Origin of the sequence: Enterobacter roggenkampii, from assembly GCF_001729805.1 — a bacterium.
Taxonomy (GTDB): domain Bacteria; phylum Pseudomonadota; class Gammaproteobacteria; order Enterobacterales; family Enterobacteriaceae; genus Enterobacter; species Enterobacter roggenkampii.
This window is the reverse complement of sequence record NZ_CP017184.1, coordinates 2,307,164-2,327,018: the sequence shown is the minus strand read 5'-3', so window position 1 is coordinate 2,327,018 and position 19,855 is coordinate 2,307,164. Positions and strand designations below refer to the sequence as shown.

At 58.8% G+C, this 19,855-nt stretch carries 18 protein-coding genes; 11 read left to right on the top strand and 7 right to left on the bottom strand.

The window, feature by feature from the left end:
- Positions 1-19 precede the first annotated feature (19 nt).
- Complete coding sequence (locus BFV67_RS10915; RefSeq protein ID WP_008501666.1) at positions 20-1,510, bottom strand: UbiD family decarboxylase; 1,491 nt, start codon at positions 1,508-1,510, stop codon at positions 20-22.
- Between the two features lie 113 nt (positions 1,511-1,623).
- Between BFV67_RS10915 and BFV67_RS10910 the strand changes: the two genes are divergently transcribed.
- Entirely contained in the window at positions 1,624-2,508 is an 885-nt protein-coding gene (locus BFV67_RS10910) for a LysR substrate-binding domain-containing protein (RefSeq protein ID WP_069598317.1), read from the top strand.
- On the opposite strand, the gene BFV67_RS10905 is transcribed toward BFV67_RS10910, so the two are convergent.
- From BFV67_RS10905 to BFV67_RS10890, 4 genes are all read right to left on the bottom strand, one after another.
- Complete coding sequence (locus tag BFV67_RS10905) at positions 2,499-3,410, bottom strand: LysR family transcriptional regulator (protein WP_069598316.1); 912 nt, start codon at positions 3,408-3,410, stop codon at positions 2,499-2,501. The two genes, BFV67_RS10910 and BFV67_RS10905, sit on opposite strands and share 10 nt — an antisense overlap.
- Before the next feature lies 1 nt (position 3,411).
- Positions 3,412-4,398 carry an MBL fold metallo-hydrolase gene (locus BFV67_RS10900; protein WP_069598315.1) on the bottom strand — a complete coding sequence of 329 codons (987 nt, stop codon included), beginning with the start codon at positions 4,396-4,398 and terminating at the stop codon, positions 3,412-3,414.
- Between the two features lie 141 nt (positions 4,399-4,539).
- A complete protein-coding gene (locus BFV67_RS10895; RefSeq protein ID WP_191091747.1) occupies positions 4,540-5,289 on the bottom strand; it encodes a 5'-nucleotidase, lipoprotein e(P4) family in 750 nt (249 codons plus the stop codon).
- 99 nt (positions 5,290-5,388) lie between these two features.
- A complete protein-coding gene (locus BFV67_RS10890; RefSeq protein WP_021240150.1) occupies positions 5,389-5,916 on the bottom strand; it encodes a GNAT family N-acetyltransferase in 528 nt (175 codons plus the stop codon).
- A gap of 132 nt (positions 5,917-6,048) precedes the next feature.
- Here BFV67_RS10890 and treZ point away from each other — a divergent pair, with 132 nt between their 5' ends.
- From treZ to glgX, 3 genes are read left to right on the top strand one after another with little or no spacing between them, the layout of a single operon-like run.
- On the top strand, positions 6,049-7,836 hold the full coding sequence (gene treZ, locus BFV67_RS10885; RefSeq protein ID WP_069598314.1) for a malto-oligosyltrehalose trehalohydrolase: 1,788 nt from the start codon (positions 6,049-6,051) through the stop codon (positions 7,834-7,836).
- Positions 7,833-10,301 carry a malto-oligosyltrehalose synthase gene (gene treY / locus BFV67_RS10880; RefSeq protein ID WP_069598313.1) on the top strand — a complete coding sequence of 823 codons (2,469 nt, stop codon included), beginning with the start codon at positions 7,833-7,835 and terminating at the stop codon, positions 10,299-10,301. Before treZ ends, treY begins: the two co-directional genes overlap by 4 nt.
- A 15-nt stretch (positions 10,302-10,316) precedes the next feature.
- On the top strand, positions 10,317-12,392 hold the full coding sequence (glgX, locus tag BFV67_RS10875; RefSeq protein ID WP_021240147.1) for a glycogen debranching protein GlgX: 2,076 nt from the start codon (positions 10,317-10,319) through the stop codon (positions 12,390-12,392).
- Here glgX and BFV67_RS10870 read toward each other — a convergent pair whose 3' ends face one another.
- A complete protein-coding gene (locus tag BFV67_RS10870; protein WP_069598312.1) occupies positions 12,393-12,938 on the bottom strand; it encodes a winged helix DNA-binding protein in 546 nt (181 codons plus the stop codon).
- Between the two features lie 200 nt (positions 12,939-13,138).
- On the opposite strand from BFV67_RS10870, the gene BFV67_RS10865 reads away from it, so the two are divergent.
- The 6 genes from BFV67_RS10865 (at position 13,139) to BFV67_RS10840 (ending at position 17,389) form a co-directional block, all read left to right on the top strand.
- Positions 13,139-13,861: a DUF969 domain-containing protein gene (locus BFV67_RS10865; RefSeq protein ID WP_021240145.1), complete on the top strand. Its 723-nt coding sequence runs from the start codon at positions 13,139-13,141 to the stop codon at positions 13,859-13,861.
- Complete coding sequence (locus tag BFV67_RS10860; RefSeq protein ID WP_021240144.1) at positions 13,858-14,844, top strand: DUF979 domain-containing protein; 987 nt, start codon at positions 13,858-13,860, stop codon at positions 14,842-14,844. Before BFV67_RS10865 ends, BFV67_RS10860 begins: the two co-directional genes overlap by 4 nt.
- A gap of 9 nt (positions 14,845-14,853) precedes the next feature.
- Complete coding sequence (locus tag BFV67_RS10855) at positions 14,854-15,849, top strand: DUF2891 domain-containing protein (protein WP_069598311.1); 996 nt, start codon at positions 14,854-14,856, stop codon at positions 15,847-15,849.
- Between the two features lie 75 nt (positions 15,850-15,924).
- A complete protein-coding gene (locus BFV67_RS10850; RefSeq protein ID WP_235610628.1) occupies positions 15,925-16,470 on the top strand; it encodes a polymorphic toxin type 44 domain-containing protein in 546 nt (181 codons plus the stop codon).
- On the top strand, positions 16,448-16,882 hold the full coding sequence (locus BFV67_RS10845) for a hypothetical protein (RefSeq protein WP_032623151.1): 435 nt from the start codon (positions 16,448-16,450) through the stop codon (positions 16,880-16,882). Before BFV67_RS10850 ends, BFV67_RS10845 begins: the two co-directional genes overlap by 23 nt.
- Positions 16,883-16,903: 21 nt before the next feature.
- Positions 16,904-17,389, top strand: a complete 486-nt coding sequence (locus BFV67_RS10840; protein ID WP_045354100.1) for an Hcp family type VI secretion system effector — start codon at positions 16,904-16,906, stop codon at positions 17,387-17,389.
- A gap of 38 nt (positions 17,390-17,427) precedes the next feature.
- On the opposite strand, the gene BFV67_RS10835 is transcribed toward BFV67_RS10840, so the two are convergent.
- Complete coding sequence (locus BFV67_RS10835; RefSeq protein ID WP_069598310.1) at positions 17,428-18,831, bottom strand: MFS transporter; 1,404 nt, start codon at positions 18,829-18,831, stop codon at positions 17,428-17,430.
- Between the two features lie 117 nt (positions 18,832-18,948).
- On the opposite strand from BFV67_RS10835, the gene BFV67_RS10830 reads away from it, so the two are divergent.
- Positions 18,949-19,854 carry a LysR family transcriptional regulator gene (locus tag BFV67_RS10830; RefSeq protein WP_065102535.1) on the top strand — a complete coding sequence of 302 codons (906 nt, stop codon included), beginning with the start codon at positions 18,949-18,951 and terminating at the stop codon, positions 19,852-19,854.
- Position 19,855 lies beyond the last annotated feature (1 nt).

The window sequence follows — 19,855 nt, the reverse complement described above, 5'->3', positions numbered from 1 at the left end:
GGCCATACGCGTGCTGTTTCTATTTCGTGTTGTCAGCAAACAGCTCCGGCGCCCACGGACGCGGATCCACCTCCATAAACGGCGCGCGCTCGAAGCGGTCCTTCAGCGCCCACGGCACCGTGCAGTCGAAGATCGTCTTGCAGGAGATGCCGTTTCCGCGAATCGAGGTGCTGTAATCCGGCGACTGGGACGGATCCAGCTGGTGGCCGCGGATCCCCGGAATATTGGTGATGCTCACATCGCCCTGCATGCGGGTGGTCATCGCCCACAGGATGTCGTCGCTGTCGAAAATATCCACGTCCTCGTCGACCAGAATAATGTTCTTCAGCTCCGAATAGGTGGCTAAGGCGATAAGCGCCGCCTGGCCCTGACGTCCTTCGTCTGACGGCTGGCGTTTTTTCACCTGCAATATCCCGAGGAACTTGCCGCCGCCCGCGGTATGGGCATAGACGTTTTGCAGGAAGCCCGGAATAGCCTCCTCTACGGCATTGCGGATGCTGGCCTCGGTCGGCAGTCCGGCCAGCGTGGTATGTTCTTCCCCCGGTCCCACCAGCGTTTGCAGGATGGCGTGGTTTCGCATGGTCACGGCTTTCACTTTGATCACCGGCAGGGAGGGGTTCGCCTCGCCGCAGTAGCCCGGGAACTCCGGCATCGCGTGGCCGGTGTTGGTGTGCTGATCCTCTCTCACACGCACGCCCGGCAGCAGTTCACCTTCGATGATGATCTCCGCCCGCGCGATGGCTTTCTCTTTGACCGCCACGCCCTGCACCAGCTCGACCGGCTGCTGGCGCAGCGCCCCGGCGACGCCCAGCTCGTTGTAGCCAAACGGCGTGGTAGGGGCCTCAAAGCACGCGCCGATGTAGATGGCGGGGTCGAGACCCATGTTGATCGTCACCGGCAGCGGTTTTCCGGCATCCTCCGCTTTTTTGCGGAAGACTTCGATATGGCGCCCGGCGGCAAGGAACATGGAAAGCTCGTCGCGCTCCTGAACGCAGAGGCGGTGGATGGTGACATCCGTCAGCGAGCTGTCTTCCGGATCGCTTGCCAGCACCAGCCCCAGACAGAAGAACGGACCCGCATCAATCGGCGTGTTGGTTGGGGCCGGAAGCAGCTTGCGCAGGTCGAAGTCAGGATCGTCAGCGTAAAAGACCTGCTCCTGGCAGGGGGCCTGCGAGGCCGGAACGACAACCGGCGCAACCGGCTTTTTCACCGCCTGGCCGACGTGCTTTGCCAGTTCCGAAGGCTCACAGCCCAACAGCAGCGCCGCGCGCTCGCGGCTGGCGTGCATGCCCACCAGGATGCGGGAGTGCGGATAGCCCTTCACGCTGTTGAACATCATCGCCGGGCCCGTGCGGGTCGGACGTTTGACCGTGCCGCCTGCGCCAATATGGCGGTAGACGCCCGCCAGTTCCGCGTTGGGGTCGACCGGACGATCGGTTTCAATGTACTGCCCTTCGTGGCGCTGCAGTAAGGCGATGGCGCTGCGGAGATCGTTAATCTGGTTTTCCATATTTTCCTCCCTCGGTTGAATACCTCCATTTTTATGGCAATGACCAATAGCATCAATTGCATCATTACTGTTAAATTGATAAGTAAATTAATATCAATTCAGGAGGTCGTCTCGTGCAGTTTCGCCAGATGCGCCACTTCATCGTCGTGGCCGAAGAGCTCCATATGCACCGGGCCGCCGAGCGTCTGAACATGGCGCAGCCGGCGCTGAGCCAGCAGATAAAGGCCCTGGAAGAACGTTTAGGCGTCACGCTTTTTAGCCGGGCGAACCGCCGCTTGACCCTGACGCCCGCGGGCGAAGCATTTCTCGTGAAAGCCCGGCTTGCCATCTCGCTGACCGAACAGGCGGTGCTGGACGCCAGACAAACGGCACGGGGCGAGCAGGGTGTGTTAAACCTCGGGTGCGTGTCGAGCGCGATGTTTGACGGCAGGCTGCCCGCCGCGCTGCGCCAGATGCACAGCCGCTGGCCCGCCATTACCATGTCGCTGATGACGGGAAACGTGCAGACGCTCTACGCCGCCGTGCAGAGCAACCAGCTGGATGTGGCCATCATCCGCGCGCCGCTGCCGTCGCTGCCGGACGATCTGCAAAGCCGCCCGTTCGCCTCGGAGAAAACGGTGCTGGCGCTGTATCGTCAGCATCCGCTGGCCTGGTCCGCCGCGCTGACGCTTTCGTCGGTGAAAGACGAAAAATGGATCTCCCTGCGCGACCCGGAGGGAATGGGGCTGGAGCAGTACTTCTATGACGCCTGCAGCGGGGCGGGCTTTCAGCCGGACGTGGTGCAAAACGCGACCGATGTGCCCACGGTCATCAGCCTGGTTTCGGCGGGGTTTGGGGTGGCGCTGCTTCCCGCGTCGGCAAAGGCGGTGAGCGTCGAGAACGTCGTCTACGTGGACATCCTTGACCGGCTGCGGGAGAGCGAACTCACCCTGGTTTGCCACCGGATTATTCGCTCAGAGGTGCTTAAAAAGTTTCTGGTTACGCTCGATCACACCTGACGTCCTGCTGCCCGCAGGAGCTGCTCGCGCAGCCAGGCGTTCGCCGGATCCTGGCTGTTTTTCGGGTGCCAGTACATGTTGATGGTAATGGGCTGGAGCGGCAGCGGTGGTGCAAAGAGATCCAGCGTGCTGGCGAACTGCTTCAGCATCCGTTCCGGCAGGGTGCACACCAGGTCGGTACCGGCAACCAGCGCAGGCGCCATAGCGTAGCTCTGGGTGGACATGGCAACGTGTCGCTGATAGCCCAGCCCGGCGAGGGTTTGGTCGACAAATCCAGTAAACGGATCGCCCGCCGACGACACCACAAGATGGGAAAGCGCGCAGTAGATCTCCAGATCTAACGCACCCGTTCCGCGCGGATGCCCTTTTCGCTGGGCGGTGGCAAACGCGTCGTCGAGGAGTTTGCGCCTTACCCACCCGTCATGGGCGCCCGCGCTCACGCCGATGTAGAGATCCACATCGCCGTTCTCCAGCTGCTGCGGCAGTTCGGCCATCTCGGGCAGGGCGAAGCGCAGGCGAATACCGGGAGCATCGGTACCCACCTGGTTAAGCAGCGCGGTGCCGAGCATCAGCGCCGGGTTTTCATGCAGCGCGATGACAAATGTCCGGCTGCTGGTTTGCGCGTAAAACGCGGTGGGCGCAAACATCGCGCTGATGCCGCGCAGCACGCCTGTCACCTGCGGCCTGAGCGCTTCCGCGCGCGGCGTGGGCAATACCCCGCGTCCATGCGGGGAGGGAATGAACAGCGGTTCGCCAAACAGCGTGCGCAGACGCGCGAGACGGGCAGACAGCGCGGGCTGGCTGATGCCCAGCCGCGCGGCCGCATGGGTGATGTTCCTGTCCTGAAGCAGGGCGTCCAGCGTCAGGAGCAGGTCTATGTCCATGTCAGATATCCGCGTCATCTTATTTCGCGCTGCTGGCGTCCCGGTTGGTATAGGTCACAGGGACCCAGGCATAGCCGCCTTTCTCGCCTTTCGTCACATAGCCGATGCCCGGGAAAGGCAGATGGGGCGCGGCAATGAGGTCCTTATTTTTCACAAAGTCAGCGAACGCATGCTCGCGTACGCTTGCCGCTTTGTTCTCATCTTCATCGTAGGTGATGGTCACCGCAGGCTGCGGGAACTGGACCGCCGCGGCGTGAATGATGTCGCCGACAAAGGTGATGTTCTCGCCTTTGCTTGTCAGGGTGTAGAAGGCTGAACCCGGCGTGTGTCCGGGATGAACCGTGCCGGTAAGCCCCGGAAGAATCTCCGATGTGCCGCTAAACGGCACCACTTTCCCCGCGTCAAGGTAGGGTTTTAAGGTCTTCTGCGCGACGTCGAAGTAGTTCTTGCCGTAGCCGGTTTTCTTTTGATTGTCGTCGTTAAAGAAAAAGTCGATGTCCGGTTTGCCAACGAAAACGCGCGCGTTGCTGAACACCACCTTGCCGTCTTTCACCAGGCCACCCGCATGATCGGAGTGGGCGTGGGTCAGCAGGACTTCAGTGATGTCCTCGGGTTTTATTCCCTGCGTGGCGAGGCTCTCAACCAGACGTCCGCCGGTATCAGGACCAAAGAGCTGGCCCGAGCCCGTATCCACCAGGATTTTATGTCCGGGTATCGCAATCAGAAAAGCGTTGATGGAAACCTCAGCCGGGTTGGTCTGAAAATTTTTTGCGAGCAGCGCATCAATGTTTTGCGGCGTTGTCCGGCGCAGCAGCTTGTGCAGATCCTGCGCGACGGTCCCGTCGGTAAACGAGGTGACAAGCACGTCGCCGACCTGCACGCTGTAACCGCCCGCCGGTTGTTTAACGACGTGCTGCGGCGTTTCTGCGGAGGCCTGGAGCGCAGGGTAGAAAAGCAGTGAGCTGGAAATCAGCGTGGAAAGAGCAAGTTTTTTCACGGTAAGCATACGAGTCTCCTTTGAAAGTGCTCATCTTACTGCTCCGTAAAATTATAAGAACCTGCTCAGAAATGATAGGACCTATAAACGGGATGGATAGGAAACCGAAGGGCCGGGAAGGGGCGCGATAGCTTTCCCGGCCCGTAGACATTATTTTTTCAGCGGCGCGTTCCAGCTGTCCGGCGTGGCTTTGGACCATGAGCCATAAGCGGCATTAGGCAGCACAATCCAGTCGTTGCCGAAGTGTTCCGCGCTGGCCTCAACCAGTTCACGCTGCTGCTCGCTCGGCTTTTTGTTTTTAAACTGCACGGCGAAATCCGGCAGGCTGTCGCCGAACAGCATCACGATCTGCTGCTTTTTGAGGATGCTCTGACGGCGCTCTTCCTTGCTGACCGTATCCAGCAGCACGCTTTCGTCAGATACCTGCGGCAGGCCGAGAGCGTTTAACGTCTTCAGCGTGTCGGCTTTGTTTTCCTGCATACGATCCGAGACATAGTAGATGCGGACCTTGCTTTGATTCACGTGGTCAAGAAACGCTTTCGCCCCCGGAATTAAGCCGGGTTTTCCCTGTTTCTCCCAGTCGCTCCAGGTGTCCCATTTCGTATAGTCGTGACACTGCTCCATGTCGCGCACCAGCAGAGGGGTGTTATCCAGTACCGTTTCATCCAGGTCCATTACCACGGCGTAATTTTCGGGCGTTTTCAGATCCTTTAACTTTTCGTTGAAACGCTCGGTGGCAAACCGATAGGTTTGCAGCTGAAGGGCCATAATCTCTGCCGATTTCTGCTGATAGCGCAGCGCCATTTCGTACGCTTTCGGTTCACACAGGTCGTGCTCCGCGGCCGTCGCCGCTGCCGTTGCACTCAAAACCGGTAATGCCAGCAGTAATGCCTTAGCCATTGAATTCACACTTCTTTCCTCAACACCGTGGTTAAAATCCCGAAAGCGTAATGAAATTCAGTGACAGAAATATGACCGTGATGTGGCAATGTGTTTCCGCTAGACCAGCATGTAATACCAGAACAGAGCGACCTCGTCTTTTTCCGGTAGGGCGTTGTAGAGATAACGATCGTATCCGCCCAGGGTAAATCCGTAGTGACGGTAAAACAGGCAGGCAGAGACGTTCACATTTTGTGTTTCAAGCCGTAATCCCGGCGCGTTTACGCTGCGGGCCCACACGTGCGCGGCGGCCATTAATTTATGCGCAGCGCCGGTTCTGCGTTTGGAGCGCTCAACGGCAATATAATCCACTGAAATAAATTTATTCCAGCCGACTGACGCGGTAATAAATCCGGCTATTTCACCGTCGTCCGTTTCCGCGACAAGAAATATGGCGTCCGGATTAACGCAGTGATTTTCAAGCGTTTGAATGTCGAGTTCGTAGGTTTTTATCCACGGCTCTGCCACGGCTTCAATATGCAAATCACAGTGGATAAACGGCTCCCGGGCAATGTGGCTAATGGTGAAAGAAAAGTCACAGCATTCAAGGCGTGCGAAGTCGGTATTGAGTCCTTTTCGAATCTGCATAGTATTCCCGTTAGTGAGTTATTTCATAAAGAATAGACGAAGCGGTTAAATCCGCTGAGCTCACGCACTTTTAATCCTGAACTAAGCTTGTACTTCGTTCCGCGTAAAATGTGGGTCATTCGAGGACAATGAATGGAATTCAGGACATTTCAAAAGCAGTGGGGTGCTGAGTTTATTTCCGATGACGTTGTACGTTTTCGCGTCTGGGCAGAAGGACAGAAAGAACTTACGCTACGTCTTGCCGCCACCGACGTGCCGATGACGGCAACCGGCGACGGATGGTTTCAGGCGGACGTCCCCGGCGTCAGGCACGGTGCAGAATATCAGTTTGTTCTTCAGGACGGCACGGCGGTGCCCGATCCCGCCTCGCGGGCGCAAAAGGGCGACGTTAACGGCCCCTCAGTCGTGATCGATCCCCGACGTTACCAGCCGGTCAACCGCGACTGGGCAGGGCGGCCGTGGGAAGAGACGATCATTTACGAACTGCACATCGGCACGTTTACCCCGGAGGGCACCTTCCGGGCGGCGATCGACAAGCTGCCGTATCTGGCGGAGCTGGGGATTACCCAGCTTGAAGTCATGCCCGTCTCCCAGTTTGGCGGTTCCCGCGGCTGGGGGTACGACGGGGTGCTGCTGTATGCCCCGCACTCTGCGTACGGCACGCCGGAGGATTTCCACGCGTTTATCGACGCCGCGCACGGGCTGGGGCTTTCCGTGGTGCTGGATATCGTGCTCAACCACTTCGGCCCCGAGGGGAACTATCTGCCTCTGCTGTCGCCCGCGTTTTTTGATGAGCATCGAATGACGCCGTGGGGCAACGGCATCGCTTACGAGCGCGAGCCGGTGAGGCAGTACATCACCGACGCACCGCTCTACTGGCTGACGGAGTACCGTCTGGACGGCCTGCGCTTTGATGCCATCGACCAGATTAAAGACAGCTCCGGGACGCACATTCTGGAGAAGATTGCCGCAAAAATTCGCGAGGCGATCCCACACCGGCACGTTCACCTGACCACGGAAGACAGCCGCAACGTGATTTTTCTGCATCCGCGCGATGAACAGGGCCACACGCCGCTGTTTACCGGTGAGTGGAATGATGATTTTCACAACGCTGCCCACGTGTTTGCCACCGGTGAGACACACGCCTACTACCAGGACTTTGCCTTTGAGCCGGAGAAAAAGTTCGCCCGGGCGCTGGCGGAAGGCTTTGTCTACCAGGGCGAGATTTCTCTGCAAACCGGCGAATCCCGCGGCGTGGAGTGCCGCACGCAGCCGCCGCAGTTCTTCGTCGATTTCATCCAAAACCACGATCAGACCGGCAATCGCGCCCAGGGCGAGCGGCTTCTCTCCCTCGCGGGGGTTGATAAAACGAGGGTGCTGCTCGCCGCGCTGCTGCTTTCCCCCCATATCCCGCTGCTGTTTATGGGCGAGGAGTTTGGTGAAACACATCCGTTCCTGTTCTTCACCGACTTTCACGGCGAACTGGCAAAGGCGGTGCGGGAAGGGCGCGCGAAAGAGTTCACCGGCCATGCCGGGCACGATGAAACTGTCCCGGACCCGAACGACGTGAACACGTTTATCCGCTCAAAGCTCGACTGGAACAAAATCGCCACCGACGAGGGCAAAACGTGGCTGCGCTATACGCGCCATCTGTTGACGCTGCGCCATCGCTATATCGTTCCGCTTCTGCATCCGGGCGGTGCCGTTGAGGGCCATGTGCTCAAGACCGCGCCCGGCATGGTGGCGGTGAGCTGGCGCTTCACGTCAGGCACGCTTTCTCTGGCGCTGAACATTGGAACGAAGCCCGTCGACCTGCCCGCGCTCGCGGGGGAGACGCGCTTCGCCTGGCCGGAGGTCAATGACGTTTTACCCCCGAACGGTATTGTCGTTCGCTTTGCTGATGGAGAAGCATCGTTATGATCCCTTCCGCCACGTACCGTATTCAGTTCCGTAACGGCATGACCTTCGACCGCGTTGTGGCGCTGGTGCCGTATATGAAGGACCTCGGCATCAGCCACCTTTACGCGTCGCCCGTGTTCACTGCCACGACGGGGTCTACCCACGGCTATGACGTGACCAACCCGAATGAAATCGACCCCGCGATTGGCGGACGAGAAGGCTTTGACCGCATGGCCGCGGCGCTTAAGCAGGCCGGTATGGGGCTGATTCTGGATATCGTCCCTAACCATATGTCCACCTCGCTGGAAAACCTCTGGTGGCGGGACGTGATTGAATACGGCCAGCAAAGCCGCTATTTCCGCTATTTTGATATCGACGGGTCGAGGCCGCTGACGCTGCCGTTTCTTGGCGATACCTTTGATGCGGAGCTGGAGAAGGGAGCCATCACGCTAAAACGTGACCCTGTCACGGAAAAGGCCGCGCTGGTTTACTACGACGCCGAGTATCCGCTCAACCCGGGCACGTACAGCGAGGAGAAGAGCATTGCTGGGCTGCACAACGCACAAAGCTGGCGGCTGATGTCCTGGCGGGAGGCGCCGAAGCAGCTCTCGTGGCGGCGCTTCTTTGAGATCACCGGGCTGGTCGGTGTTCGGGTTGAAGATGACGCAGTTTTCGACGATACGCACCGGCTGATCCTTGAGCTGGTCCACGCGGGCGTGGTGGACGGCCTGCGCATTGACCATGTCGACGGCCTGGCGGATCCGCTGGGCTATCTGCAGCGCCTGCGGCAGGCCGCCGGGCCCGACTGCTACATCACGGTCGAAAAGATTCTCGCCAAAGGGGAACAGCTCCCCGCTGACTGGCCGGTATCCGGCACCACCGGCTACGAGTTTATCGCCTCGCTGGCGGAGGTGCTGGTCGACGATGATAGCCTGTCGCGCCTGGAGACAATCCACGACGAAACGCTCGGCGTGACGGTCGATCGCCACGCGGAGCTGCGCGATGCCAAAGGCCTGATGACCGATCGCAATTTCGAGGGTGAATTCACCACGCTGCTAAACCTTGCTGAGGATCTGGCCCGCCGCAATGAGGTTGCGCTGCCGCGCGAGGATATCCGCCACGCGCTGCGCGAGCTGCTTATTGCGTTTCCGGTCTACCGCACCTACGGCACTCGCGAGGGGTTAACCCCGCCGGACGTGACGCTGCTCAACCGCGTGGTTGCCAGCGTGGAGACGTCTGAAGCCGCGCTCAGCCTGCTCGTGCGCATTCTTACCGGCGACCTGCCGGACGCATGCCGCGAGAGCGCCGCGCTGTTCAGGACCCGCTTCCAGCAGCTGACCGGGCCGCTGATGGCGAAGTCCGTTGAAGACACGCTGTTCTTTCGCCACAACCTTGAGCTTGCGCTCAATGAAGTGGGGGCCGACCCGACGCCGCGCGCGTTTTCCTTATCCCGCTTCCACCAGGAGATGCGCATTCGTCTGGCCCGTCAGCCCGACGCGCTGCTGGGCACCTCCACGCACGATACCAAGCGCGGGGAAGATGCCCGGGCGCGCCTTTACACCCTGACGGAAGCCCCGGAACGCTGGGGGGAAAATCTGGCCCGCTGGCGGCAGATGAACCAGACCCAGGTGCGTTTTCTCAATGACGGTACCGCGCCGAACGCCGCCGATACGTGGATGATCTACCAGGCGCTGGCGGGCGTCTGGCCCGCCACGCTGTCACCGGACGACGCTGAAGGGCTTAAAGCACTCGAAACGCGGTTCCTCGGCTTCCTCGAAAAAGCGCTGCGCGAGGCGAAACAGCGTACCGACTGGATTGACAGCAACGAGAGCTATGAGAGCGTGGTGTTGAGCTACGCGCGGCACCTGCTTTCGCCGGACAACACCCTGTTCCTGCACGATTTCAGCGAGGCGATGCAGCCCTTTATTCGCGCCGGGCTGATGAACAGCCTCAGCCAGACGGCGATCAAGCTGACGGCGCCCGGCGTGCCGGATATCTATCAGGGCAGCGAGGCGCTTAACTTCAGCCTGGTCGACCCGGATAACCGACGCGAGCCGGACTTTCCGGCCCTGGTGCAACACCTCAGCGCGGCGGATGCCGGGGTGTTTGACAACCCGGCCTGCTGGCGGGACGGACGGGTCAAACAGTTTGTTACCGCCACGCTGCTGCGGCTTCGACCGCACTACGACGCGCTTTTCCGCTACGGCGACTGGCTGCCGCTTAAGGTCACCGGCGAGCGGGAAGAGAACCTGATTGTTTATGCGCGCGTTAAGGACGAGGAGGCGCTGATTGTCGCCGTGCCGCGTCTGGTTTTTGGCGTCACGGATAATCATCAGCTGTGGGTCAATACCACGGTGGCGATACCCGACGAACTGGCCGGGAAGTGCTATCGGGATCTGTTCAGCGGTGAGAGCCGCATTCTGCAAAAGACGCTGGATTTAACGTCAGAAAAGGGATGTGTACTGGTTCTGCTTACCTGCGAATAATCGTGGAGAACGAAAATGGCAAAGGATACAACGTTTGAAATTCGGGCCGGTCATGGCCAGCAGTTGGGGGCGAATTATGACGGGAAGGGCGTTAACTTCGCGCTGTTCTCCGCGCACGCTGAACGAGTGGAGCTCTGTCTGTTTGACCCGTCCGGGAAAACGGAAATCGCCCGGCTGGAGCTGCCGGAGTATACCCATGAGATCTGGCACGGCTATGTGCCTGACCTGAAGCCGGGCGCGCTGTACGGCTATCGCGTCTACGGCCCCTACGACCCGGAAAATGGTCATCGCTTTAACCCGCATAAGCTGCTCATCGACCCGTACGCTCGCGAACTGGTGGGTGACATCGACTGGAACGACGCCCATTTCGGCTATGCGCTGGGGCATGACGAGCTGGATTTGAGCTTTGATACCCGCGACAGCGCGCCGTTTACGCCGAAATGCAGGGTTATCGACCCAAACGCCTTTGACTGGCAGGACAACAACCGGCCGAACGTCCCCTGGCCGCATACCGTTGTCTATGAGAGCCACGTGAAAGGGTTTACCCAGATGAACCCGGCCATTCCGCCCGAGCTGCGCGGGACGTTTGAGGGGATGGGGCACAAAGCCTCGGTCGACTACATCAAAAGCCTGGGCATTACCTCGGTGGAGCTGCTGCCTGTTCACTGGTTCCCGGACGACCAGCACCTGCTCGACCGCGGCCTGAAGAACTTCTGGGGCTATAACACGCTGGGCTTTTTTGCTCCGGCGTCGCGCTACTACGGCCCGGCGGGGATCCAGGGCTTTCGCGATATGGTGCGCGCCTATCATGACGCGGGCATCGAGGTCATTCTGGACGTGGTATACAACCACACGGCGGAAGGGAACGAGCTTGGCCCGACGCTCTCGTTTAAGGGGATTGATAACTACAGCTATTACCGCACGCTGCCCGACCAGCACCGGTACTACATCAACGACACCGGGACGGGAAACACGGTCAACACCTCGCACCCGCGCGTGCTGCAGATGGTGATGGATTCCCTGCGCTACTGGGCGGAATCAATGCACATAGACGGTTTTCGTTTCGACCTCGGGACGATCCTGGGCCGCGAGCCCGAAGGGTTTGATCCGCGCGGCGGTTTCTTCGACGCCATGACCCAGGATCCGGTCTTATCCCGACTGAAGCTGATTGGTGAACCCTGGGATATCGGCCCCGGCGGCTATCAGGTGGGCGGATTCCCGCCGGGCTGGGGGGAGTGGAACGACAAATACCGCGACACCGTTCGCGAGTACTGGAAGGGGGACAACGTCTCCACGGACTTTGCCGCGCGGCTGCTCGGCTCCGGCGATCTGTACGATCTGCGTGGACGCCGTCCGTGGGCCAGCGTCAACTTTATCACCGCCCACGACGGCTTTACGCTAAATGACCTGGTGTCGTACAACGAGAAGCACAACGCCGACAACGGCGAGGACAATAACGACGGGCATAACGATAACCGCTCGTACAACTACGGCGAGGAAGGGCCAACCGAGAACCCGGACATCATCGCTACCCGGGAGCGGCAAAAGCGTAATTTCCTGACCACGCTGCTGTTCTCCCACGGCACGCCGATGCTGCTGGCGGGGGACGAGTTTGGCCGCACGCAGAAGGGGAACAACAACGGCTACTGCCAGGACAGTGAGATCTCGTGGATCGACTGGAAGGGGCTCTCCGAAAACGACGCCGCGCTGCGCGAGTTTACCCGTCGTCTCATTGCCCTTCGCGCGCAACAGCCGCTGCTGCGCCGTGAAAGCTGGCGTGACGGGCTGGAGATCCGCTGGTTCAATGCCGGAGGCGGTCCACAGCAGGCCGAGCAGTGGGATGAAGGCTCAACGCTCGGGGTCTCCATCAGCAGGCCGGATCTTCAGCAGGAGGACGGCATCTGGCACGACGTGCTGATGCTGTTCAATCCGTTTGAAGGCACCGTGCCGTTCCAGATCCCGCAGTTTGGCGAAGGGGGATGGGTGCTGGAGCTGTCTACGGCGGATGATGCCGCCACCGGGACAGCGATCACCGAAACCGTTGAGTACGCGCTGGCCGGACGGAGCATTACGCTGTTCCGCCGTCCTTAGTTACAGTGACGCCGCCGCCCGTGCGGCGGTGTCATACAGGGAGGAGATCGTGCGTAACAGCTGCGCGGTCTCGCCAATCGACTTCCCGGCAATGCCGCTCTCCGCATGGATCGCAATCAGACACGCCTCCCGCACGTCCCGGTATTTCATGCACAGCGCTTTCCCTTCCTCGGTGGTAGAGAAAAAGAGCTCTTTGCCCGCTTTCTCGCTCGTCACGTAGCCCGCTTTGACCAGCTTTTTCAGCGCATAGGTCGCCACGTGGGTGTCTTCCACGTTGAGGACGAAGCAGATATCGGCCAGCTTTTTCTTGCGGTCGCGGTGGTTCACGTGATGCAGCAGCGAAACGTCAAAGGCGCCCATATCGGGCTCGCCGGCTGCCGTCATGCAGCGCACCATCCATTTGTTAAAGGCGTTGCCGGTCATGATCAGCGCATATTCCAGCTCTGATAACTCCGCGCAGCGCTCGGATACCAGATGGCGGGAAGAGACGATCCGGCCCTCGTTGATATCGTCGCGATCGGGTGAGGCACTCTTTTCTGAGGTCATAACGTTCCTTAGCCAGAAATGTAAACTCATCGATAAAATAAGAACATTTTATTGATAATTTGTTTACATGTTTTTGAGGTTCAGATATAGCTTTTTAGCGCAGGTTTTGCGAAGCCTGCCAACAAAACACAACATCGCTCGCCGCAAATTAAAAAAATAGCCGTCGGCGCGCAACGCTCACTTTCGATAGGGTAAACGTTATGGACGGTACTACGCTGCTGCCGCTGATCGGGATACCGATCGTGGTTATTGGTTTTGCACTGCGCTTCAACCCGCTGCTGGTGGTCGTGGTGGCGGGGCTGGCGACGGGTCTGTTGGTCGGCATGGATTTCGGGATGCTGCTGGAGACCTTTGGCGAGAAGTTCGTCAATAGCCGATCGCTGGCCACCTTCATCCTGATCCTGCCCGTGATTGGTCTACTGGAATATTACGGGCTTAAGGAGCGCGCCCAGGCCTGGGTGGCGAAGATCGCCAGCGCCACCTCGGCGCGTATTCTGATGCTTTACTTTGTCGCACGTGAAGGCACCGCCGCGCTGGGACTGATGTCGCTGGGCGGCCATGCCCAGACGGTGCGCCCGCTGCTGGCACCGATGGCCGAAGGGGCGGCGCTGAACGAATACGGCGAACTGCCGCAGCACATCCGCGACAAAATCAAAGCCCACGCCGCCGCGTGCGACAACATCGCGGTCTTCTTTGGGGAAGATATCTTTATTGCCTTCGGGGCGGTGCTGCTGATCGACGCGTTCCTGAAAGAAAACGGTATTCCGGGCATTGAACCGCTGCATATCGGCCTGTGGGCTATTCCGACCGCCATTGCGGCATTAATTATTCATATGACGCGCCTGCTGCGCCTCGATGCGAGCATCCGTCGCGACGTGATGGCCTGGCGGGCAGAGCAGGGTACGCAGGAGGCCGCGCAATGATGACGCTGATCACCATTAACCGCGTGTACTACCTGATTGGCTTTGTCGTAATGCTGCTGGTTGTCATGACCCTGCGCGATCGCGCCAACCCGAAGCGCTTTACCACCGCGCTGTTCTGGTTCTTGTTTGGCGGGATCTTCCTGTTTGGCGATCTGATGGTGCAGGAGCTGGGGAAATCGCTGGCGTACCGGATCATTGGCGGCGGCGTTATCGTTATCGCGCTGCTGGCGGGTTTTGGTCTCGTCGGGAAAGGGCACTATAAAATGTCCACCGAGGAGGAGCGCGTCGCGTCGTCAAATCGGCTTAAAAACTGGCTGTTCCTGCCGGCGCTGATGATCCCGGTGGTGACGGTGCTGGGCACGTTATTCCTGAAGGGCGTTTCGGTCGGCGGCGTGTTTCTGCTCGATCAGAAACAGCTCACCCTGGCGGCGCTGTGCGTGGCCTGCGTCGCGGCGATCCTCACCGGCTGGTGGCTAACCAAAGGCACGCCGCTCCATGCCGTTCGTCAGTCCCGCCGTCTTGTCGATACCATCGGCTGGGCGGTGATCCTGCCGCAGATGCTGGCCATGCTTGGCGGCGTGTTCGTGGTGGCCAACACGGGTGACTCGGTGCAGAAGGTGGTGAGCCTGTTTGTGAACCCGGATAACCGCTTCATGCTGGTGGTGATTTACTGCGTGGGGATGGCGCTGTTTACCATGATCATGGGTAACGCCTTTGCGGCCTTCCCGGTGCTGAGCGCGGGGATCGCCTTGCCGTTTCTGATCAACGTGCATCACGGTAACCCGGCGCCGCTGCTGGCGATTGGCATGTACGCAGGCTACTGCGGCACGCTGATGACGCCGATGGCCGCGAACTTCAATATCGTTCCCGCCGCGCTGCTGGAGCTGAAAGACAAATATCAGGTGATCAAGATACAGATCCCGACCGCGTTAACCCTGCTGGTGGTGAACGTGTTCTTAATGTATTTCCTCGTGTTTCGCTAAGGAGCTGTCATGGAATTAACGCAACATCAGGCCGACGCGTTTGCCCGCATGCCTTTGACCTATTTGCGCCAGGAATACCCGAACCACATCATGCACCTGCTGAATGATGATGGTGACGTACTGCCGCCGCGCGAGCTGCATCCCATTTTCTACGGCTGTTTTGACTGGCACTCGGCGGTGCACGGCTACTGGCTGCTGCTGCGCTGCGTGCGCCTCTATCCAGAATTACCGTGCCGGGACGCGATCGTCGCGCTTTTTGACGAGCACCTGACCGAAGAGAACGTGGCGAAGGAGCTGGCCTATTTTACCGCGCCGTTCCGCGCCTCGTTTGAGCGGCCGTATGGCTACGGCTGGCTGCTGGCGCTGGCCCAGGAGCTGAAACAGTCGTCGCTGCCGCAGGCCGCAGGCTGGTACCAGACGCTGGAGCCGTTAACCCAGGACATTCGCAACCGGCTGGTGGATTACCTCGGCAAGCTCACCTATCCGATCCGCGTCGGGACGCACTACAACACCGCGTTTGCCCTCGCGCTGGCGCTGGATTATGGTCGCGCAGTGGGCGACAAGGCGCTTGAGCAGGCAATTCTGGCGGCGGCTGAGCGGTTTTATCTCGCCGACACGCGCTATCCGGCTCATTATGAGCCCGGCGGAGACGAGTATATTTCCGGCGCGCTGACGGAGGCACTGCTGATGAGCAAGGTGTCGGAGGGCTTCCCGGCCTGGTTTGACGCGTTTCTGCCGGAGGTGGGCGCCGTTACGGCACTGATGAACCCGGCGGAAGTGAGCGATCGTACCGACCCGAAAATTGCCCATCTGGACGGGTTAAACCTCAGCCGCGCATGGTGTATGAAGCACATTGCGAAAGCGCTTCCAGCCAGCCACCCGGCGCAACCGGCATTGCGCGAGGCGGTGACGAAACATCTGGCCGCAAGCGTCGGGCATGTGGTTGGCAGCCACTACAGCGGCGGACACTGGCTGGCGAGCTTTGCGCTGCTGGCGCTGGAGTAAACAAACGCGCCGTCTTTCTTGCCGGGTGGCGCTGCGCTTACCCGGCCTACATTGTGCAACGCTTGCCTGGAGGCCTTGCCGGGCGCAGCCTACATTTCTTTGATTTTTAATGCGATTAATACCTTAGTCGGATATTTTTCCGTCATTTCTCTGGAAACAGATATCTTTTTTACCATCGCAAAAGTGTACGATACGCGGCCACATACCCACAGTGGATGGATGGTTAATATGGCTGTTATACCTTTGTTGCCTAAAGAAGGAATCGCACTTGTGTTGGCAAACATGAGGATTGCAAGAGCGCATGGTATGAGTAGAAACATGGCTATCCCTACGACCTATCTTTGGTTTTATCAAAAAGTAAGAAATAAGGGGCCGTGGGATTACAAGCAAGGACACCCGGAGTTAGCAAATTTTGGGAACTTCAATTATGGTTCGGCTGGCTATGCTGCCGGGATACCCTCAGAAACGCTATTGATGGGTGCTGGATGGGCGCAGGAAAGAGCTAAAACCTCCAAAAAGAAATGGGGGCACTGGTATCAAAAACCGCCTTATGGGGATGATCCTCACGATCAGTTTTGGATAAGGCAAGGTATAGAATATGCAAAGAAATACGGTTATTAAACGGCTTCATTGCTTACTCACAACGATTCTATTGCTCGTTGTTTGTGGGTTTCTGACATATCAATACTCTTTTAACGCACCTTCTCACGATAGTTTTGTCAGCAAACAGAAACTCTCTGATTCCGTCACACTGTACATAACTAAGTATGATGATGGAGGCGCTACGGTGTCGGATGTTTACCGCTTCTATTTAGATAAAGACAACAGCGGGAACATTATGAAAGCCCTTGAAGATCGATCACCATTCCTTGAAGCCAATACAAGCAATGTTACTGCTTCAGCTTATGGGAACACGGTAAATGTAAAAATCACCGGCAAGGTTTATTCATTCACTAATTCTGATCTGTTCTATGCAGATGGTGTAGCGATCATGCCTGTAATTAACCTCATAGCCAATGGAATAAGAGATTAATTAACATAAGGAGTTATAGAAATGGCTGTACCAGTACACCTCTTTTTGAAAGACGATGGCGGAGCAATGATCCGTGGCGGTTCTGATGTTGCAGACCGTGAAGGAAGTATAGAGCTCAGAGATCTGATTCATAACCTGAGCATTCCAACAGATGATGCAACGGGTAAACTTACAGGTACAAGGCAACACTCTGCTTTCAGTCTAACAAAAGCAATTGATTCATCTTCACCCTATCTATACAAAGCTGTGGCTACAGGTCAAACGCTTCATAGTGCTGAATTAAAGTTCTACCACATCAATGATGCTGGTCAGGAAGTGGAATACTTCAATATTCTTATGGAAGGGGTGAAGGTCATTTCAATAACTCCAATAATGCATGATACAAGAGATTGTCCCGGTACTGGTCACATGGAAAATGTATCTTTGCGATATGCAAAAATCACATGGAAAATTCTGGACGGGAATATTCAGTACACTGATGCGTGGAACGAACGCCCCGCAGCGTAGGCGTAAAAACGAGCAGCGCCGAGAGGCGCTGCAACAATTTACGCGGATGCCCGAACCGCAGGGCGCAGCCTGCTCAGGCTAAATACCACCGAACCCGTCGAGGCGATGACGGCTAACCACAGTGCAACCTGGATAGCATGTTGATGGTCCCATCCTGCCGCTGCTCCCAGCAGAACCCCCACCACGGCGGCGCCGAGACACTGGCCGAATGTTCTGACGATCGACAACACGCCGGAGGCATAGCTGGCATGTTCCCGCGCGACGTTAGCGAGCATTTCCCGATTATTGGGACTCTGGAAGCAGCCAAAACCCATCCCGCATACCAGACTGCGCAGACAGATATTCCAGGCGGAAGGATTGTCCGGCAACGTGGCCAGCAGGACCAGCCCGCCGACAAAAACCATCAGCCCGAGGGTCGAGATGAGCGGCGCGGAGATCGTATCCGCCCAGCGACCCGCGTGCGGCGCGATCAGCACGATGCCAATCGGCCATGGGGTGAACAGCAGCGCGGACGCTACAGGGCTGTAGCCATACACGCTCTGAAACAGGAACGGCAGCGCGACAAACGTGATCCCCTGGCTCACAAACGAGGCCAGCGAGGTCAGCGCGGCGAGGGTGAAGCGCCCGTTTCTGAACATCACCGGCGGCAGTAACGGATGTTGCGCGCGCCGAATCCGCCAGGTAAAGGCGAGGGCGCTAACCAGCGCCAGAACGCTCCAGCAGACGGCCTGCAGACTAATGTGTTGCGCCACGTGCTGAAGGCTGTCGGCCAGCATGATCGCGGAACCTAACAGGACAGCGGAGAGCACGGCGCCCGGCGCATCAAAGGGCGGTCTGTCAGCAACCGATTCCCGCGGCAAGGCCCGCCATGCCAGCAGCAGGGCGATGCTGCCCGGAATGAGGTTAATGGCGAACAGCCACTGCCAGCTCAGGGCGTCCAGTATTGTTCCACCGAGTACCGGGGCAATCGCCGTGCTGGAGGCGATAAGCAGGGCGTGCAGCCCCAGAATACGGCCCAGCAGTCGGCCCGGAAAAACGGACCGCAGGATCGCCGGAGCAATACTCAGGGTCGCCGCCCCGCCGATGCCCTGCAGAATTCGCATCCCGGTTAACATTTCCGGCGTTGTTGCCAGCGCGCAGCCGAGCGAGGTGAGCGTAAAGGTGGCAAGCCCGCTCAGAAAGACCGGGCGATAGCCCACGCGTGCCGCCAGCGCGGCGAAAATAGCCAGCGTCATCGCCGCTGACAGCAGATAACCGTTAGCGAACCAGACCGCAACGTTCGCGGGGACCTGCATCGCTCTAGCCATGGAGGGGAGCGCGATGTTGATCATGGTGCCGTCAAAGACGCCCATCAACGTGGTGGTCATGACGGCGGCCAGGACCCGGGCGCGTTCATGCCCGGGTAAACCTTCATCGCCGGGCTGGTTGGTAAATAGCGTCATCGTCGTTACTCCGGATAAGAATAGTGATGACGAAACTATAATCATGCGCTATACAGGGCGGAAGACGCAGCATTTGCACTAAATCGTTGCATATAACGCCTTATCTGAGGAGCCATCGTGTCCGATCCTGACTTTAACCTTCTGGTTGCGCTCGACGTTTTGCTGGCCGAAGCCAGCGTGGCGGGCGCGGCGCGACGTTTAAACCTGAGCACCTCCGCCATGAGCCGCACCCTGAGCCGGCTGCGGGAGGTGACCGGCGATCCTATTCTGGTGCGGGCCGGGCGTCATATGGTGCTGACGCCCTGGGCCGAAGCCACCCGGGACCGCGCCAGATGCGCCGTGCACGAGGCGAGGGCGGTGCTGCAGCCCTCCACCGACACGCTGAAGGTGGAAAGCCTCGAACGGCTGTTTACCATCCGGGCCAACGACGGTTTTGTCGTGGCGTTTGGACCTATGCTCATAGCCGCGGTGGCGAGCGTTGCGCCCGGGGTCTGCATCCGCTTCGCTCCCAAACCTGAAAAAACGTCGCGCTATTTACGGGAGGGGCTTGTCGACCTGGAGATCGGCGTGCAGAGCAACATGGGGCCTGAAATACGGCTGCAAAGGCTCTTTCAGGATCGGTTTGTTGGCGCGGTGCGCAAGGGACATCCGCTGTCTTTACAGCCTGAGGTCAGCCTTGACGATTATGTTGCCTGGGGCCATGTAGTGGCGTCGCCTGATGGGGCGTTACACGGGTCTGTGGACGACGCGCTGGCGGAGCGGGGGATGAAACGAAAGATCGCCAGCGTGGTGCCTGGATTTCCGACGGCGTTATCCGTAGCGCTGGCCTCCGACCTGGTTGCTATGGTACCGGCGTTGTACCTGCTCAATCAGGCGATGACCGAGCGCGTGCACGTCTTTGAACTGCCCTTTAAGACCCGGGCCATTACGGTATCCCAGATGTGGCATCCGCGCATGGAGCGGGACCCGGCGCATCGCTGGCTCAGGGAAAAGGTCCTTGAAGTGTGCCGCGCGGTTTGCTGAC

Coding starts and splice junctions, on each gene's coding strand:
- BFV67_RS10915 (WP_008501666.1), bottom strand. CDS start 1,510: ATGGAAAACCAGATTAACGATCTCCGCAGCGCCATCGCCTTACTGCAG.
- treZ (WP_069598314.1), top strand. CDS start 6,049: ATGGAATTCAGGACATTTCAAAAGCAGTGGGGTGCTGAGTTTATTTCC.
- BFV67_RS10900 (WP_069598315.1), bottom strand. CDS start 4,398: ATGCTTACCGTGAAAAAACTTGCTCTTTCCACGCTGATTTCCAGCTCA.
- BFV67_RS10835 (WP_069598310.1), bottom strand. CDS start 18,831: ATGACGCTATTTACCAACCAGCCCGGCGATGAAGGTTTACCCGGGCAT.
- BFV67_RS10895 (WP_191091747.1), bottom strand. CDS start 5,289: ATGGCTAAGGCATTACTGCTGGCATTACCGGTTTTGAGTGCAACGGCA.
- BFV67_RS10855 (WP_069598311.1), top strand. CDS start 14,854: ATGGAATTAACGCAACATCAGGCCGACGCGTTTGCCCGCATGCCTTTG.
- glgX (WP_021240147.1), top strand. CDS start 10,317: ATGGCAAAGGATACAACGTTTGAAATTCGGGCCGGTCATGGCCAGCAG.
- BFV67_RS10905 (WP_069598316.1), bottom strand. CDS start 3,410: ATGACGCGGATATCTGACATGGACATAGACCTGCTCCTGACGCTGGAC.
- BFV67_RS10870 (WP_069598312.1), bottom strand. CDS start 12,938: ATGACCTCAGAAAAGAGTGCCTCACCCGATCGCGACGATATCAACGAG.
- treY (WP_069598313.1), top strand. CDS start 7,833: ATGATCCCTTCCGCCACGTACCGTATTCAGTTCCGTAACGGCATGACC.
- BFV67_RS10865 (WP_021240145.1), top strand. CDS start 13,139: ATGGACGGTACTACGCTGCTGCCGCTGATCGGGATACCGATCGTGGTT.
- BFV67_RS10840 (WP_045354100.1), top strand. CDS start 16,904: ATGGCTGTACCAGTACACCTCTTTTTGAAAGACGATGGCGGAGCAATG.
- BFV67_RS10890 (WP_021240150.1), bottom strand. CDS start 5,916: ATGCAGATTCGAAAAGGACTCAATACCGACTTCGCACGCCTTGAATGC.
- BFV67_RS10860 (WP_021240144.1), top strand. CDS start 13,858: ATGATGACGCTGATCACCATTAACCGCGTGTACTACCTGATTGGCTTT.
- BFV67_RS10845 (WP_032623151.1), top strand. CDS start 16,448: ATGCAAAGAAATACGGTTATTAAACGGCTTCATTGCTTACTCACAACG.